General features: G+C 70.0%; 19 protein-coding genes. 6 read left to right on the top strand and 13 right to left on the bottom strand.

Features of this window, described 5'->3' with window-relative positions:
• Positions 1-48: 48 nt before the first annotated feature.
• The 3 genes from OHB49_RS10165 to OHB49_RS10155 all read left to right on the top strand — a co-directional run bounded on the left by OHB49_RS10165 (position 49) and on the right by OHB49_RS10155 (position 2,261).
• Positions 49-1,251 (top strand): S8 family peptidase, encoded by a 1,203-nt coding sequence (locus OHB49_RS10165; RefSeq protein ID WP_329159617.1) that lies wholly within the window; start codon positions 49-51, stop codon positions 1,249-1,251.
• Positions 1,252-1,339: 88 nt separating this feature from the next.
• Positions 1,340-1,888, top strand: coding sequence for a DUF1697 domain-containing protein (locus OHB49_RS10160; RefSeq protein ID WP_329159615.1), 549 nt, complete (start codon positions 1,340-1,342; stop codon positions 1,886-1,888).
• Positions 1,881-2,261, top strand: a complete 381-nt coding sequence (locus OHB49_RS10155; protein ID WP_329159613.1) for a nuclear transport factor 2 family protein — start codon at positions 1,881-1,883, stop codon at positions 2,259-2,261. The genes OHB49_RS10160 and OHB49_RS10155 overlap by 8 nt, the downstream gene beginning before the upstream one ends.
• On the opposite strand, the gene OHB49_RS10150 is transcribed toward OHB49_RS10155, so the two are convergent.
• Together OHB49_RS10150 and OHB49_RS10145 are read right to left on the bottom strand one after the other, a co-directional pair.
• A complete protein-coding gene (locus OHB49_RS10150) occupies positions 2,236-3,123 on the bottom strand; it encodes an ABC transporter ATP-binding protein (RefSeq protein ID WP_329159611.1) in 888 nt (295 codons plus the stop codon). The two genes, OHB49_RS10155 and OHB49_RS10150, sit on opposite strands and share 26 nt — an antisense overlap.
• 14 nt (positions 3,124-3,137) lie before the next feature.
• Positions 3,138-3,461, bottom strand: coding sequence for an aldo/keto reductase (locus OHB49_RS10145; RefSeq protein ID WP_052189853.1), 324 nt, complete (start codon positions 3,459-3,461; stop codon positions 3,138-3,140).
• A 315-nt stretch (positions 3,462-3,776) separates the two neighbouring features.
• On the opposite strand from OHB49_RS10145, the gene OHB49_RS10140 reads away from it, so the two are divergent.
• From OHB49_RS10140 to OHB49_RS10130, 3 genes are all read left to right on the top strand, one after another.
• Complete coding sequence (locus OHB49_RS10140) at positions 3,777-4,778, top strand: ketopantoate reductase family protein (RefSeq protein ID WP_329159609.1); 1,002 nt, start codon at positions 3,777-3,779, stop codon at positions 4,776-4,778.
• Positions 4,779-4,848: 70 nt separating this feature from the next.
• Positions 4,849-5,433: a TIGR03086 family metal-binding protein gene (locus tag OHB49_RS10135; protein WP_329159608.1), complete on the top strand. Its 585-nt coding sequence runs from the start codon at positions 4,849-4,851 to the stop codon at positions 5,431-5,433.
• A gap of 68 nt (positions 5,434-5,501) precedes the next feature.
• Positions 5,502-6,134: a mycothiol-dependent nitroreductase Rv2466c family protein gene (locus OHB49_RS10130; RefSeq protein WP_329159607.1), complete on the top strand. Its 633-nt coding sequence runs from the start codon at positions 5,502-5,504 to the stop codon at positions 6,132-6,134.
• A 35-nt stretch (positions 6,135-6,169) separates the two neighbouring features.
• Here OHB49_RS10130 and OHB49_RS10125 read toward each other — a convergent pair whose 3' ends face one another.
• From OHB49_RS10125 to OHB49_RS10075, 11 genes are all read right to left on the bottom strand, one after another.
• Complete coding sequence (locus OHB49_RS10125) at positions 6,170-6,934, bottom strand: sirohydrochlorin chelatase (protein WP_329159606.1); 765 nt, start codon at positions 6,932-6,934, stop codon at positions 6,170-6,172.
• An 8-nt stretch (positions 6,935-6,942) separates the two neighbouring features.
• The gene (locus OHB49_RS10120; RefSeq protein WP_329159605.1) at positions 6,943-7,851 is read right to left on the bottom strand and encodes an ABC transporter permease; all 909 of its coding nucleotides are present in this window, start codon (positions 7,849-7,851) and stop codon (positions 6,943-6,945) included.
• A complete protein-coding gene (locus OHB49_RS10115; RefSeq protein WP_030974941.1) occupies positions 7,838-8,629 on the bottom strand; it encodes an ABC transporter ATP-binding protein in 792 nt (263 codons plus the stop codon). The genes OHB49_RS10120 and OHB49_RS10115 overlap by 14 nt, the downstream gene beginning before the upstream one ends.
• A 38-nt stretch (positions 8,630-8,667) precedes the next feature.
• On the bottom strand, positions 8,668-9,783 hold the full coding sequence (locus OHB49_RS10110) for an ABC transporter substrate-binding protein (protein ID WP_030974943.1): 1,116 nt from the start codon (positions 9,781-9,783) through the stop codon (positions 8,668-8,670).
• Positions 9,784-10,027: 244 nt separating this feature from the next.
• Positions 10,028-11,371, bottom strand: a complete 1,344-nt coding sequence (locus tag OHB49_RS10105; RefSeq protein ID WP_329159603.1) for a sulfate adenylyltransferase subunit 1 — start codon at positions 11,369-11,371, stop codon at positions 10,028-10,030.
• Positions 11,372-12,307, bottom strand: coding sequence for a sulfate adenylyltransferase subunit CysD (gene cysD, locus OHB49_RS10100; RefSeq protein ID WP_329159601.1), 936 nt, complete (start codon positions 12,305-12,307; stop codon positions 11,372-11,374).
• The gene (gene cysC, locus OHB49_RS10095) at positions 12,304-12,849 is read right to left on the bottom strand and encodes an adenylyl-sulfate kinase (RefSeq protein WP_030917145.1); all 546 of its coding nucleotides are present in this window, start codon (positions 12,847-12,849) and stop codon (positions 12,304-12,306) included. Before cysC ends, cysD begins: the two co-directional genes overlap by 4 nt.
• Positions 12,850-12,872: 23 nt before the next feature.
• On the bottom strand, positions 12,873-13,574 hold the full coding sequence (locus OHB49_RS10090) for a phosphoadenylyl-sulfate reductase (protein ID WP_030974952.1): 702 nt from the start codon (positions 13,572-13,574) through the stop codon (positions 12,873-12,875).
• Entirely contained in the window at positions 13,571-13,750 is a 180-nt protein-coding gene (locus OHB49_RS10085; RefSeq protein WP_030917138.1) for a hypothetical protein, read from the bottom strand. Before OHB49_RS10085 ends, OHB49_RS10090 begins: the two co-directional genes overlap by 4 nt.
• Positions 13,747-15,444 carry a nitrite/sulfite reductase gene (locus tag OHB49_RS10080; RefSeq protein ID WP_329159599.1) on the bottom strand — a complete coding sequence of 566 codons (1,698 nt, stop codon included), beginning with the start codon at positions 15,442-15,444 and terminating at the stop codon, positions 13,747-13,749. The genes OHB49_RS10085 and OHB49_RS10080 overlap by 4 nt, the downstream gene beginning before the upstream one ends.
• A gap of 349 nt (positions 15,445-15,793) precedes the next feature.
• Positions 15,794-16,384 (bottom strand): GNAT family N-acetyltransferase, encoded by a 591-nt coding sequence (locus OHB49_RS10075; protein WP_329159598.1) that lies wholly within the window; start codon positions 16,382-16,384, stop codon positions 15,794-15,796.
• Between the last annotated feature and the right edge of the window lie 6 nt (positions 16,385-16,390).

Below are 16,390 nucleotides of genomic sequence, written 5' to 3'. Positions count from 1 at the left end.
GGCCGAGGGCCAATCCCCCCACAAACAATGCCGAGGAGATCCCTCTTCATGGCCATGCACAAGCGCACAAACGGGACCAAGCTGACCGCGGCGATCGCCGCGGCGGCCGCAGTTGCCGGAGTCACCCTGCTGGGCACGTCCTACGCCGGAGCCGCACCCGCTCCCGCGATGGGGACGGTCTACGGTGCGGACGCGGCGACCGCCGTCTCGGGCAGCTACATCGTGATGCTGGACCAGAAGGCCGACAAGGCGAAGCTCGCCAAGGAGTACGGCGGCAAGCTGAAGCGCACCTACAGCTCCGCCCTCAACGGCTTCTCCGCCAACGGCCTTTCGCAGACCGAGGCCAAGCAGCTCGCGGCCGACCCGGCCGTCTCCAAGGTCGTCCAGAACAAGAAGTTCCACATCGACGCCACCCAGGACAACCCGCCGTCGTGGGGTCTCGACCGGATCGACCAGACCGAGACCGCCGGCGACCATGCGTACACCTACCCGGACAGCGCGGGCGAAGGCGTCACGGCGTATGTCATCGACACCGGTGTCCGGCTCACGCACAAGGAGTTCGAGGGAAGGGCGACCTCCGGATTCGACGCCGTGGACAACGACGACAGTGCGGATGACGGCAACGGCCACGGCACCCACGTGGCCGGCACCATAGCCGGTGCGACGTTCGGCGTCGCCAAGAAGGCGAAGATCGTCGCCGTCCGGGTCCTCGACGACTCCGGTTCGGGCACCACCGAGCAGGTCGTCGCCGGCATCGACTGGGTCACCGCGCACCACGAGGGCCCGTCCGTCGCCAACATGAGCCTTGGCGGCAGTGCCGACCCGGCTCTCGACGCCGCGGTCCAGAAGGCCATCGCCTCCGGAGTCACCTTCGCGGTGGCCGCAGGAAACGAGTCCGCCGACGCGAGCGAGGGCTCCCCGGCCCGCGTCCCGGAGGCCATCACGGTCGCCTCGTCCACGGTGGACGACGAGCAGTCGTCGTTCTCCAACTACGGCTCGGTCGTGGACATCTACGCCCCGGGCTCGGACATCACCTCGTCCTGGAACGACAGCGACGACGCGACGAACACCATCTCCGGTACGTCCATGGCGACTCCGCACGTCGTCGGTGCCGCCGCCGTCTACCTCGCCGGGCATCCGGACGCCACCCCGGCGGAGGTCGCCACGGCCCTCACCGACGGCGCCACCCCCGACGCGATCTCCAACGCGACCGAGGGAACACCGAACAAGCTGCTGAAGATCGTCGAGTAGCAGGCAGCACCGAGACGGCGGCCGCCGCGCTCTCCCCCACGGGGCGCGGCGGCCGCACACCTCCGGCGGATCGTCCTATGGTGTGCCCATGACCACCAGGTACGCGGCGCTGTTGCGCGGGATCAATGTGAGCGGCCACAAGAAGGTCCCGATGGCCGAACTCCGCACGCTGCTCACGGAGCTGGGCCATGCGGACGTCCGGACATATCTGCAGAGCGGCAACGCCGTCTTCAGCAGCGCGTCGGGCGACGAGGACGCGCTCACCGCACAGCTCGAGCAGTCCATCGAGGAACGCTTCGGCTTCGCCGTCCCGTGTCTGATCCGGAACGGCCCCTATCTCGCATCGGTCGCCGACGCCTGCCCGTTCCCGGCCGCCACCGTCGAGGGCAAGCAGCTGCACGTCACCTACTTCGACCGGCCGGTGGACGCCGCACGCTTCGCCGCGATCGACGCCGACGCCTTCCGCCCCGAGGAGTTCCGGCTCGGCGACCGTGCGCTCTATCTCTATGCCCCCGACGGACTGGGCCGTTCAAAGCTCGCCGAGGCGCTCCACCGCCCCTCCCGCACCAAGGGCCTCATCGCCACCACGCGTAACTGGAACACCGTGGCCAAACTCGTGGAGATGACGCGTGACTGAACAGCAGCCCGGCGTGGCCGCCGCCGTCGAGGGCGAGCTCAGACTCCTCGACCCGCTGGTGCGCTGCTCCGCCGATCTCCTCGTCCAGGTGCTGCACCCGGAGTTCCACGAGATCGACACCGCCGGCCGCTGCTGGGACCGCGACGCGACCATCGCCTCGCTGACCGCGGGCGAGGCCCCACGGCCCGGACAGCTCACCGCGTCACGGATGCGCGGAGTCCAGCTCGCCGACGAACTCGTCCATCTGACCTTCGACTCCGAGGTCAAGGGGCTCCGCGCCCACCGCAGTTCACTGTGGCGGCTGACCGAGCGCGGCTGGCTCCTCTACTTCCACCAGGCCACGCCGTTCATCGCCGTACCGTCCGTCGGCTGACGGCGTCCGTCGGCGATCCATTGCCGTCAGCCGCGCGTGACGCCTGCGCCCGCGCCGTCCACCGGCCGTCCGTGCGGACGATCCGCACCGGATGCCCGAAGCAGTCGCTGACCTGATCCGTGGTCAGCACGTGGTCGGCCGGACCCGAGGCCACACACCGCCCCTCCCGAAGCAGCATCGCATGCGTGGTGGAGGCGGGCAGTTCCTCGAGATGGTGCGTGACCAGGACCGTCGCCAGCCCGGGGTGTTCCTGGCGCAAGGTGTCCAGGGCGTCCAGCAGCTGCTCGCGGGCGGCGAGATCCAGACCGGTGGCCGGTTCGTCGAGGAGCAGCAGCCGCGGCTGCGGCATCAGAGCGCGGGCGATGAGCGTACGGCCCCGCTCGCCCTGGGAGAGCGACGGCCAACGCGATCCGGTCTTGCCTTGCATGCCCAGCATCTTCAGCAGCCGGTCGGCCTGTTCCTGCTGTTCGACACTGGCGGACCAACGCGGCACCGGCTCGACCGAGTTGGTCAGACCGGTGAGCACCACCTCGCGCACCGACAGTGGTGAACGCAGTGGATGACGCGGGTTGACGTGCCCCAGCAGGGTCCGCAGCTCCCGCAGGTCGACCCGTCCGATCGTGCGTCCCAGGACCTCCACGGATCCATGGGTGGGGTGGGTGACCGCGCCGAGCAGCCCGAGCAGTGTGCTCTTTCCGGCACCGTTGGCGCCGAGCAGGGCCCAGTGCTCACCGCTGCGCACGGTCAGCGAGACCGAGTCGAGCAGGACGTTGCCGTCCCGGACGAGCCGGACGCCGTCGGCCCGGATCACCGGCACCGGGGCCGCGGGGACGGAGGTGGTGAGGGTGGCGGTGGTGGTCACGGGCGGGTACTCCTTCATACGGATGCGAGCGCTTCCAGGCGACTCATGTCCTCGGCGGACAGCCGGATCTCCGCAGCCCCGAGGTCCTCCGCCGGATGGACGGGCGGACCCGTGCCCGGTCTCGGGCACAGTACGGGGGAGCGGTGCGGAAGCCAGGCGAGGGCGATCTGCCCGCGGCTGGCACCGTGCCGTTCGGCGATACCGGCGAGCGCCTCGGCGGCGTAACCGGTCAGGGCGGCCGTTGGCCGACGGCGGGGCAGACAGGCGAGGCCATGGGTCTCGCAGAGCTTCAGCACCGGGTCCGACGCGCGGTCGAGGAGAGCGAAGCGGTTCTGCACCGAGGCGATCCCGGTCAGGGAGAGGGCCTGCCCCAGCTGGTCGGTGGTGAGGGTGTTTCCGGACCGATGAACTGGATCTTACCTCCCCGCCTCGGCGCATCCGGAGCGCCCGGCTGATCGGCCATGGGGACATCCGGGTCCAGCCGGTGCAGTTGGTGGAGATCGATCCGGTCCGTCCGCAGCCCAACGCCCGCAACGGCGCGGGGCCACGGCCGTCAGGTTCCCGGCCCCGGTGGGCGGCCTTCGACAGGTCCGCCTCCCCGCATAGGATCTGACCGCCATATGTGACACACGGCCGCACCGGACGGAGCCAACATGCGCTACATCATCGTGGGAGCGGGCGCCGTCGGCGGCGCCATAGGTGGGCGGCTGGCCGAGGCCGGCCACGACGTCGTCCTGGTGGCGCGCGGCGCGCAGTACGAGGCGCTGCGCACGGGCGGACTCCGGCTCACCACGCCGGACGGCCCCCGTACCCACTCCCTCCCCGTCGTCGACCGGCCCGACGCACTGGACCTGACCGCGGACGACGTACTCGTACTCGCAGTGAAGACACAGGACAGCACCGCCGCGCTCGACGCCTGGAGCGTCAGGCCGGTGGCGGGCGGGGGTACCGCGGGCGAGCGGCTGCCCCTGATCTGCGCGCAGAACGGCGTGGAGAGCGAACGTCTCGCGCTGCGCCGCTTCCGGCACGTGTACGGCATGTGCGTCTGGCTCCCCGCCACGTTCGTCGAACCCGGCGAGGTGTCCGCTGCCGGAACGCCGCTGACCGGCATCCTGCACCTGGGGCGCTATCCCACCGGGACCGACGAGACGGCCCGGCTGATCGCCGCCGACCTGGAGAAGTCGAAGCTGCTCGCCCCGGTCGTGCCGGACGTGATGCGCTGGAAGTACGGCAAGCTGCTCTCCAACCTCGCCAACGCCATCGAGGCCGTCACCGGCCTGCTCACCGGGGACGACGCCGTCGCCCTGTTCAAGCGGGCGCTCGCCGAGGGCCGGGCCGTGCTGGCGGCCGCCGGTGTCGAAGCGGTCGGCCAGGAGGAACAGACGAAGGCGCGCGGCGACCGCATCCGCTTCGAGCCGTTCGACGGCTCCCCGCGCGGCGCCGGTTCGTCCTGGCAGAGCCTCAGCCGGGGTACGGGCACGATCGAGGCCGACTATCTCAACGGCGAGATCGTGCTGCTCGGCCGGGAGCACGAGGTGCCCACACCGGTCAATGACGTACTCCAGCGCACCGCGAATGCCTTCGCGCGGGAGCGGCGGGAACCCGGATCGATGTCGGTGGCCGAACTCACCGCACTGATCGACGCGGCCTCCTGACCGGTCCGAGGCCCGGCCGCTGTCGCATTTCTTCAATACTCGTGGCAGCGGCCGCTCTAGCGTGCTGTGCATGAAGAACGAGCACGCTCACCTGACCGAATGCGCCGCCGAAGCGGCCCGCATCGCCCGTGCCGTCCGCGCCGAACAGCTGGACGCTTCCGCCACGCCCTGCGGTGACTGGGACGTGCGCGGGCTGATCAACCACTGGGTCCTCTACACCTCGTACGGCCTGGAGCACCGCGCCCTGCGCAAGGATCTGCCCGACGAGCTCACCACCCGTGACTTCACCGCGGATGCCGACTGGGCGGAGAGGTACGCGGCGCAGCTGGACCGCGCCGTCGCCGCCTGGTCGGACCCGGCCGTCTGGGAGGGGGAGATCGACCTCGGGGGTTCCACGTCCCCGGCGTCCGAGATCGCCGCCATGCTCATCGAGGAGACGGCCCTGCACGGCTGGGACGTGGCCCGGGCAACCGGGCAGGAGTTCCGGCTCTCCGACGCGGCGGCAGCCTTCGTCCTCGATGTCGTCGACGGTTCCGCGGCGCTCTACCGGCAGTACGACGGCTTCGCCGATGAGGTCCCGGTGTCCGATTCGGCGCCGGTGTTCGAACGGGCGCTGGCCCACAGCGGACGCGACCCGCACTGGACCGCCGCCTGAAAGTGGCCCAGGGGATCGAGTGGTGAATGGCCCGGAGCCGTACGCCAATTCCCGGATAGGCTCGACGCATGACCACTCACCCCACCCCGGCTACGGGCAGGACCGCCGTCGACTTCTACTTCGACCCGGCCTGCCCGTTCGCCTGGATCACCTCCCGCTGGATGCTGGAGGTGGAGCAGCAGCGCGACATCGAGCTCCGTTTCCACGTCATGAGCCTCTTCCTGCACAACGTCGGCAATGAACTCCCCGACTGGTACCGGGAACTGGTCGACAAGTCGATCGGCCCGGTGCGGGTCGCGGTCGCCGCGGCCGCCGACCACGGCGACGGTGTGCTCCGGGAGCTCTACACCGCCTTGGGAACCCGCATCCACGTACAGAAGAACGCGGACTTCGACGAGGTGGTCGCCCAGGCGCTCGCCGAAGTGGGGCTGCCCGACGGGCTTGCCGGGGCCGCGCATTCCACGGCGTACGACGAGGCGCTGCGCCGCAGCCACGACGCGGGCAAGGACCCGGAGGCCGACGCGTATGTGGGCACCCCCACCATCCATGTCGACGGCGGAGTCTGGTTCGGCCCGGTCCTCAACTCCGTCCCGCGCGGCGAGGAGGCGGCCAGGCTGTTCGACAGCCTCCGGGTGATGGCCGGCTACCCGGACTTCTTCGAGCTCAAGCGCACCCGCACGGGCAGCCTCGACTTCAGCTGAAGTCACTCGCTCTCGCCGGTACTTGCTGTTCCCCGTCAGGCGGTGAGCGCCGCCACGCGCGGCACAGCTGCCTCGTCGTAGCGCAGCAGCAGCAGCCGTGCCAACTCCGGCGAGGGACCGAGCACATCGGCCAGCACGTCCGCCCCCGCCCCCCGGGCACCCGCAGCGATACGGTCCGGGAGGCGGCCGGGCGCGATGACGTACGGCGCCACCGCCACCCGGCCCACGCCCTCGGCCTGCAGGGCCCGTACCGCGTCCTCGGTGCGGGGGAACCCGGTGGGAGATGCCGCGGAGGCGAACGCAGGCCGCACGGAACACCAGCCGGTGTGCCGCAGCTCCCGCGCGATTTCAGCGATCACTGCGATCGCCTCCGGGTCTGTGGAGCCCGCCGAGGCCAGGACGAGCCCGGTCGAGCTCTTGTCGCCGGGACGGATCCCGGCTCCGTACAGCCGCTGTTCCAGAGCGGCGTTCAGCAGCGGTGACGGGCCGAGCACTTCGGCCTGCCGGACGTGCAGCCGCGGCAGTCCGGTCCGGGCCTTGTGCAGCACCGTCGGGATGTCGGACTTGGCGTGGAAGGCCCGGGTGAGGAGCAGGGGGAGCGCGATGACGTCCTTCGCTCCGTCCGTGGCCAGCCGCTGAAGGACCTGCGGCACCGACGGGGCGTTGAAGTCCAGGAAGCCGGTCTCCACCCGCAGCCCCGGTCGCAGCGACCGGACCCGCGCGGTGAGCGCGTGAACGGTCGCCGCGTGCCGCGGATCGCGGCTGCCGTGGGCGATGACAAGGAGAACGGGGGAAGCCATGACAGTACTCAGTTCTTGACGAGGAGGCCGCGGCTGCGCAGCACCCACCGCTCCAGCGGGCTGAAGATCAGCAGGTCGATGGCGATGCCGACGATCAGGATCAGGAAGATGGCGAGGAACACCATCGACATGCTGCTGGTCTCCCGGCCCTGCTCCAGCAACTGCCCCAGTCCCACGCCCAGATCGGGGGACGAGGCGATGATCTCGGCGGCCATCAGCGAGCGCCAGGAGAACGCCCAGCCCTGCTTCAGCCCCGCCAGATAGCCCGGCAGCGAGGCGGGCAGCACGATGTGCCAGGTACCGCGCAGCCCGGTGGCGCCCAGCGTCTGCCCCGCCCGCAGATGAAGCGGCGGGATCTGGTCGACACCGGCGACGAGACCGTTGGCGATCGACGGGACTGCGCCCAGCAGGATCACCGCGTACATCATCTTGTCGTTGAGCCCCAGCCAGAGGACCGCGGGCGGCACCCAGGCCACCGACGGCAGCGACTGGAGACCTGAGAGCACCGGTCCGATCGCCGCGCGCACCACCTTCACGCGGGCCACCAGCAGCCCGAGCGGGGTGCCGATGACGAGCGCCAGCAGGAAGCCGAACAGCCCGCGCGAGATGCTCGTCCAGATGTAGCCGAGCAGGGTGCCCTGCGCCCAGGCGTTGCTCACCTCGTCCCAGACCTGGGTGGGCGACGGCAGCTTGTAGTCGTCGGTGACCTTCGCCCAGATCAGGATCTGCCAGACGACCAGGACGAGCGCGATGGCCGCGACCGGCGGCAGGACCTTCTGCACCAGCACCTGGCGCACCGGGGTGCGGCTCACCCGCACCGCGTCGAGTGCGTCCAGACCCGCCTCGAGGCCGGCCAGATCCTGGGCGGCGTCCTTGACGGCGGCGTCCTCGGTGGTGGTCGTGTCAGTGCTGGCCATGTCGGCGGATCTCCCCACGCAGTTGTTCCGTGATCTCGACGGACAGCTCCGCCACCGCGGTGTCCTCGATGCGGCGCGGCTGGTCGATGTCGACCGTCCACTCGCGGGCGATCCGGCCCGGCCGCGACGACAGCAGGACGACCCGCTCGGCGAGCCGGACCGCCTCCCGCACGTTGTGCGTGACGAAGAGGACCGAGACGTTCGTCTCGCGCCAGATCCGGGTCAGCTCGTCGTGCAGCACATCCCGGGTGATGGCGTCGAGTGCGGCGAACGGCTCGTCCATCAGCAGCAGTTGACTGTCCTGGGCGAGTGCGCGGGCCATCGCCACCCGCTGGCGCATGCCGCCCGAGAGTTCGTGCACCCGCTTCCCGTACGCCCCGCCGAGCCGTACGAGTTCGAGCAGCCGCTCCGCCTCCGCGCGGCGGTCGGACTTGGGCACGCCACGCAGCCGCAGCGCGAGTTCGATGTTCTTGCCCGCGGTCAGCCACGGGAAGAGGGCGTGCTCCTGGAACATCAGGGCCGGCCGCCCGCCGGGGGTCTCGATGGACCCCGCGGTCGGGCGGTCGAGTCCGGCCACCAGGTTGAGCAGCGTCGATTTGCCGCACCCGGAAGCTCCCAGGAGGGTGACGAACTCGCCGGGAGCGACATCGAGCGTGATGTCGTCCAGGACGAGCTGCGTCCCCTCCGGTCCGCCGAAGGACTTCGAGACGTGCGCGATACGGGCGGCGTGCCCGGCCGACACACGGTCCTCGGCCTTGGTGAGAGTGGTCGTCGCCATGGTCGTCACCTCCTGGGAGATCCTGGATCGGTCGGGGGTTACTTGACGCCGAGACCGGCGTCGGCGACCTCGGGCTTGCCCGCGGCCTTGAGGATCTTGTTCAGCGGCTTCAGGTCGTAGATGCCGCTCAGGTCCGTCGGCTCCAGCAGACCGGCCTTCACCGCGTGCTTGGCCTCCGTGTCGAGGGTGGCGGCCAGCGGGTCATCGGTGAACTGGACGGACTTCCACGCCGGGTCGATGACCTCGGGCGGCAGCGCCTTGCCGGACAGCTCCTTGAGCGCGGCGTTGGCGGAGGCCTTCGCCTTGTCCGGGTTGGCGTTGATCCACGCGTTGGTGTTGACCGAACCGCGCAGCACCGCCTCGACGACGTCCGGGTGCTCGCTGAGGAACTTCTGCGACACGATGATGTTCGTGATCACGAACTTCTTGTCCGGCCAGAGCGTCGACTCGTCGAGGAGCACCTTGGCGCCCTGCGCGACCAGCTTGGAGGCGGTCGGCTCCGGGACCCAGGCACCGTCGATGGAACCGGACTTGTAGGCGTCCGGGGTCACCTTGTTGTCAGTACGGACCACGGAGACGTCGCCCTTGCCGCTCTGGGCGTCGACCTTCCAGCCCTTCTCGGAGATCCAGTTGAGGAACGCCACGTCCTGGGTGTTGCCGAGCTGCGGGGTGGCGATCTTCTTGCCCTTGAGGTCGTCCAGGGTCTTGATCTTCTTGGGGTTGACGACCAGCTTCACACCGCCGGACGCCGAACCGCCGATGATCCGCAGGCTCTTGCCCTTGGACTTGGCGAAGCCGTTGATGGCGGGGGAGGGGCCGATGAAGCCGATGTCGATGGACCCCGCGTTGAGCGCCTCGATCTCGGACGGCCCGGCGTTGAACGTCGACGGCTTGACCGTCGTGCCGCCGAGCTCCTTGGCGATCAGGCCTTCCTGGATGCCGACCAGGGCGGTGGCGTGCGTGAGGTTCGGGAAGTAGCCGATCTTCACGGTGTCCGCTGAGAGCTTCTTGCCGTCGGAGGAGACGTTCGCCTTCTTGGCGTCGTCGTCCTTCGCCTCGGAGCCGTAGCCGCAGGCGGTGAGCGCCACGGCGAGCAGCGGCAGAGCGGCGGCAGCGGCGAGGCTGCGGCGCAGGGTGATTCGGGTGGCAGGCACGGGAGGCTTTCCTCTCGTTGGCCCGGTACTCGCGTCCCTCGTCGGTTACGGGGACGCGGCCGGGAAGTCGGCATGTCTTCGTCTGAACTGGCGGTACAGGCGGTGCGGTTGGTGCAAGCGGGCGCGCAGGCAGTGCGCGTACGTCATCGCGCACATCGCGCAACCCCGCCCTGGCCGCTGCCGAGGGTGCCGCTGCCGACTCGACCACCCTCCTTCGCGAACGTCGCGAAGATGTCGATACTCATCAGAAGTCCCATTCGGCGTCGTCGGCGGCGGTTTCCTCGCCCGGGGCCGTGGCGGCGAACGCCTCGCCCGCCATGCCGGCCGTGAGCGTGGTGCCGTCCGCCGGGTCGATCAGCAGGAACGAACCGGTGCGGCGCGAGTCCGCGTAGGCGTCGAGCGCGAGCGGTTCGGCGGTACGGACGACGACCCGGCCGATGTCGTTGGCGACGAGCCGGCCGGGCGCCGGGTGCTGCGAGAGGTCGTCCAGCGTCAGCCGGGACGGGATGTCCTTGACGATCGCCTTGACCGTGCGGGTGGTGTGTTTGAGCAGCACCCGCTGGCCGACGGCGAGCGGCTGGTCAGCGACGTGGCAGACGGTCGCCTCGACGTCCTGGGTGACTGCCGGTGCGTCGTCGGCAGGTGCGATCAGGTCACCGCGCGAGACGTCGATGTCGTCGGCCAGCCGGATGGTCACCGACTGGGGAGCCCAGGCGATGTCGACGCTCTCGCCGAGCGCGTCGATCCCGGCGATCGTCGACGTACGGCCGGACGGAAGGACGGTGACGGCCTCGCCCACGCGGAACGCGCCGGCGGCGATCTGGCCCGCGTAGCCCCGGTAGTCGGGGTGCTCGGCGGTCTGCGGCCGGATCACGTACTGGACGGGGAAGCGTGCGTGGCAGGCGGTGAGGTCGTGGCTGACCGGCACCGTCTCCAGGTGCTCCAGCACCGTCGGTCCGCCGTACCAGTCCATGTGCGCGGAAGGCTCCACGACGTTGTCGCCGGCCAGCGCGGAGATCGGGATCGCGGTGATCTCCGGGACGCCGAGCGAGGCCGCGTACGCGGTGAACTCCTCGGCGATGGCGGCGAATACGGGCTCCGCGTAGTCGACCAGGTCCATCTTGTTGACGGCGAGGACCACGTGCGGCACCCGCAGCAGCGCGGCGACGGCGGCGTGCCGGCGGGTCTGCTCGACGACACCGTTGCGGGCGTCGACCAGGACGACGGCGAGCTCGGCGGTCGAGGCACCCGTCACCATGTTCCGGGTGTACTGCACATGCCCCGGGGTGTCGGCCAGGATGAACCGGCGGCGCGGCGTGGCGAAGTAGCGGTAGGCGACATCGATGGTGATGCCCTGCTCGCGCTCGGCCCGCAGCCCGTCGGTCAGCAGCGCCAGGTCCGGCGCCTCCTGGCCCCGGTTGCGCGAGGCGTGCTCGACGGCCTCCAGCTGGTCGGTGAGGACCGACTTGGAGTCGTGCAGCAGGCGTCCGACGAGGGTGGACTTGCCGTCGTCGACGGACCCCGCGGTGGCGAACCGCAGCAGGGTCGTGGTCGACAACTGCTCTGCGTGCTGGGTGACTGTGGTCATTTAGAAGTACCCCTCGCGCTTGCGGTCTTCCATCGCGGCCTCGGACATCTTGTCGTCGGCGCGTGTCGCGCCCCGCTCGGTGAGCCGGGAGGCGGCGATCTCGGTGATCACGGCGTCGAGCGTCGTGGCGTCGGAATCGACGGCGCCGGTGCAGGACATGTCGCCGACGGTGCGGTAGCGCACCTGCCGGGTCTCGACCCGCTCGCCCTCCTTGGGGCCGCCCCAGTCACCGGCGGTCAGCCACATCCCGGAGCGGTTGAAGACCTCGCGTTCGTGGGCGAAGTAGATCGCCGGGAGCTCGATGCCCTCGCGCTCGATGTACTGCCAGACGTCGAGCTCGGTCCAGTTGGAGATCGGGAAGACCCGGACGTGCTCGCCGGGGGCGTGCCGGCCGTTGTACAGCTGCCACAGCTCGGGGCGCTGGCGGCGCGGGTCCCACTGGGAGAACTCGTCGCGCAGCGAGAAGACCCGCTCCTTGGCGCGCGCCTTCTCCTCGTCGCGGCGGCCGCCCCCGAACACGGCGTCGAAGCGGTGCTCCTGGATCGCCTCGGTCAGCGGCACGGTCTGCAGCGGGTTGCGTGTGCCGTCGGGGCGCTCACGGAGCTTCCCGGCGTCGATGTACTCCTGCACGGAGGCCACATGCAGCCGCAGCCCGTGCTCGGCGACCGTGCGGTCGCGGTACGCCAGGACCTCGGGGAAGTTGTGTCCCGTGTCGACATGCAGCAGTGCGAACGGCACCGGCGCGGGCGCGAACGCCTTGAGCGCCAGGTGCAGCATCAGGATGGAGTCCTTGCCGCCGGAGAAAAGGATCACCGGCCGCTCGAACTCCCCGGCCACCTCACGGAAGATGTGCACGGCCTCGGACTCCAGGGAGTCCAGGTGGCTGAGTGCGTACGGATTGTCGGTGCCTTCCGACACAGTCGCGACAGTCGTCACGCTGCACCCCTCTCGCTCAGCAGCGCATACAGCTCCGCCGCGGACTCCTGCACGGTCTGCTGGTGCGACTCGATCCGCAGGTCCGGTGACTCGGGCGCCTCGTACGGGTCGTCGACCCCGGTGAGCCCGCTGATCTCGCCCGCCGCCTGCTTGGCGTAGAGGCCCTTCACATCGCGTACGGAGCACACCTCGACCGGAGTCGCGACATGCACCTCGAGATACGCGGTGCCCTCCGCCTGATGGCGCTTGCGTACGGCGTCACGGCTGTCCGCGTACGGGGCGATGACCGGAACCAGCACCTTCACGCCGTTGGCGGCCAGGAGTTCGGCGACGAAGCCGATCCGCTGGACGTTGGTGTGCCGGTCCTCGCGGGAGAAGCCGAGCCCCGCGGAGAGGAACTCCCGGATCTCGTCGCCGTCGAGCACCTCCACCCGGTGCCCCTCGCCACGCAGCCGGCCGGCCAGTTCGTACGCGATGGTGGTCTTGCCCGCGCTCGGCAGACCGGTCAGCCAGATGGTGGCTCCCGTCTCCGTCACGCTCATCGAAGTCTCCTGATCAGTCGTCATCAGTCGTGCAGCCCGCACTCCGTCTTGCCCCGTCCGGCCCAGCGGCCGGCGCGCGCGTCCTCGCCCTCCAGCACCCGGCGGGTGCAGGGCGCGCAGCCCACGGAGGCGTACCCGTCCATCAGCAGCGGGTTGGTGAGGACCCCGTGCTCCGCGACATACGCGTCCACGTCGTCCTGCGTCCAGCGGGCGATCGGCGAGACCTTGACCTTCTGCCGCTTCTCGTCCCAGCCGACCACCGGGGTGTTCGCCCGGGTCGGGGACTCGTCGCGACGCAGCCCGGTCGCCCAGGCCGCGTACGAAGTCAGGCCCTCCTCGAGGGGCTTGACCTTCCGCAGCTTGCAGCACAGGTCCGGGTCGCGGTCGTGCAGCTTCGGCCCGTACTCGGCGTCCTGCTCGGCGACGCTCTGACGTGGGGTCAGCGTGATGACATTGACGTCCATCACGGCATCCACCGCGTCGCGGGTCCCGATCGTCTCCTCGAAGTGGTACCCGGTGTCGAGGAAGACCACGTCGACGCCCGGGAAGGCGCGGGAGGCGAGGTGCGCCACGACCGCGTCCTCCATCGAGGAGGTGACACAGAACCGCTTGCCGAAGGTGTCGGCGGCCCACTTCAGGATCTCCAGCGGGGCGGCGTCCTCCAGCTCCCGGCCCGCGCGCTCGGCCAGGCTCTTGAGGTCATCGGTCGTCAGAGTGTCCGTCATATCCCGTCCCCTTCGACGTCGTTACGCTGCAGTCCCCGGGTCAGCAGACCCAGGAACTTGAGCTGGAACGCGCGGTTGCAGGAAGCACATTCCCAGGCGCCGTGCCCGGTCTCGTGCGGGCGCAGGTCCTCGTCCCCGCAGTACGGGCAGTAGAACGGTGCGGCGCGGCCGCTCATGACAGCGACTCCGCACTGGCCCGCGCCGCCCACGTCGCGAACCGCTCGCCGTCCTCGCGCTCCTTCTGGAACCGGCCGAGAACCCGCTCGACGTAGTCCGGCAGCTCGGCCGAAGTGACCTTCAGGCCACGGACCTTGCGACCGAAGCCGGCCTCCAGACCCAGTGCGCCGCCCAGGTGCACCTGGAAGCCCTCGACCTGGTTGCCGTCGGCGTCCAGGACGAGCTGGCCCTTGAGGCCGATGTCCGCGGTCTGGATGCGGGCGCAGGCGTTGGGGCATCCGTTGACGTTGATGGTCAGCGGTTCGTCGAAGTCCGGCAGGCGGCGCTCCAGTTCGTCGATCAGCGAGGCGCCGCGCGCCTTCGTCTCGACGATCGCCAGCTTGCAGAACTCGATGCCGGTGCAGGCCATCGTGCCGCGCCGGAACGGCGAGGGCTTCACCTGGAAGTCGAGCGCCTCGAGACCGGCGACCAGGGAGTCCACCTGGTCCCGCTCCACGTCGAGGATGAGCATCTTCTGCTCGACGGTGGTGCGCAGCCGGTCCGAGCCGTGCGCGGCCGCCAGGTCGGCGATCTTGGCCAGCGTGGTGCCGTCCACGCGGCCGACCCGGGGTGCGAACCCGACGTAGAAACGGCCGTCCTGCTGCTCGTGGACACCCACGTGGTCGCGCCAGCGGTTGCTCGGCTGCTCGGGGGCGGGGCCGTCGAGCAGCGGGCGCTTCAGGTACTCGTCCTCCAGCACCTGGCGGAACTTCACGGGGCCCCAGTCGGCCATCAGGAACTTCAGCCGTGCGCGGGTGCGCAGTCGGCGGTAGCCGTAGTCGCGGAAGATGCCGATGACTCCGGCCCAGACGTCCGGCACCTCGTCGAGCGGCACCCATGCGCCCAGCCGCTCCGCGAGCCGCGGGTTGGTGGAGAGCCCGCCACCCACCCAGATGTCGAAGCCCGGACCGTGCTCGGGGTGGACCACGCCGACGAACGCGATGTCGTTGATCTCGTGCACCACGTCCTGCACCGGCGAACCGGAGATCGCGGTCTTGAACTTGCGCGGCAGGTTGGAGAATTCCTTGCTGCCGATGTAGCGGTCGTGGATCTCGTCGACGGCGGGCGTGCCATCGATGATCTCGTCGGCCGCGATGCCCGCCACCGGGGAGCCGATGATCACGCGGGGGCAGTCGCCGCAGGCCTCGGTGGTGGAGAGCCCGACGGCCTCCAGCTTCTCCCAGATCGCCGGGACGTCCTCGATGCGGATCCAGTGCAGCTGGATGTTCTGCCGGTCGGTGATGTCCGCGGTGCCGCGCGCGTACTCCTGCGAGATCTCGCCGATGACCCGCAGCTGCGCGGTGGTCAGCCGGCCGCCGTCGATCCGCACCCGCAGCATGAAGTACTTGTCGTCCAGCTCCTCCGGCTCCAGGACCGCAGTCTTGCCGCCGTCGATCCCGGGCTTGCGCTGGGTGTACAGACCCCACCAACGCATGCGTCCACGCAGGTCGTTCGGGTCGATCGAGTCGAAACCCCGCTTGGAGTAGATCGTCTCAATGCGCGTCCGCACATTGAGACCGTCGTCGTCCTTCTTGAACTGCTCATTGCCGTTGAGCGGAGTGTGGTGCCCCACGGCCCACTGGCCTTCGCCACGGTGGCGTCCGGCCTTGCGGCGGGGCGTGGTGGTCGCAGGCTGTTCCGGGGTAGCGGCCATGACAGTACGTCCTTCGGGACTGCAGGAGGGCGGCTCTGAACTGCACACTCGCGCGGAGGCGCGGCGGTGCGCAGGTGTTGCAGAGAAAGGGGATCGCGGCGGTGCTGGGACTCTCAGCCCGCCGGACAGATGGCGCTGGACATGCGGCCGAAGTCGACGTGGCGTCGACTCACCAAGGCAATTCCAGTTCCAGACATGACGGAAGCGTGTCACGCGCCTCTCGGGACAGTCCACCGTTATCCATGATGTGGACGAGACTGTCCCGAAAGGTGAGACGATGTGGCGGCCGTCACCTCGCCCGCCTGCGTCGCGGCGTCCGTAATGGAGGTAATGGCCGAAACGTACCGCTCTACCGGGCCGCGCCGGGCCACGGCCCCGGCGTCGCCACGTCCGCCTCCAGCTCGACCTTGGTGTCGAAGAGCCTGAACCCGCGGCGCAGATAGTTGTCCATGGCGTGCGGGCCGTCCTTGGAGCAGGTGTGCAGCCACACCCGCTTCGTCGGCGGCCGCTCCGGCCAGCGCTCCGCCAGGTCCCAGGCGCGCGCGGCCCCGTACGCGAGAAGGTGACCGCCGATCCGGCGCCCCCGGAAAGCCGGGATCAGGCCGAAGTACATGATCTCGACCACGCCGTCGTCCTGCGGGTCCAGCTCGATGTAACCGGCCGGGGTCCCGTTCTCGTACGCCACCCAGGTCTCCGCCCCGGGCCGGTCCAGGGCCTCCTGCCACTCGGCGTACGTCATCGAGAGCCGGTCGGTCCACTGGATGTCACCGCCGACCGCCGTGTACAGGAAGCGGCTGAACTCCGGCAGCGGCACCGCCGACCGGACGATCCGGACGTCACCCTCGGGGGCCGCGGCGGGCCGCAGGTCGTCGGGGGAGGTCTGTTCCAGGGACCAGATGGTCACCTCGGCGGCGGCAGGCGCGGGCTCAGGGTTGTTCATGCCTGC

This window comes from Streptomyces sp. NBC_01717 (assembly GCF_036248255.1).
Lineage (GTDB): Bacteria > Actinomycetota > Actinomycetes > Streptomycetales > Streptomycetaceae > Streptomyces.
Note: the sequence above shows the minus strand (reverse complement) of the source record. Positions and strands in the feature narration are given on the sequence as shown.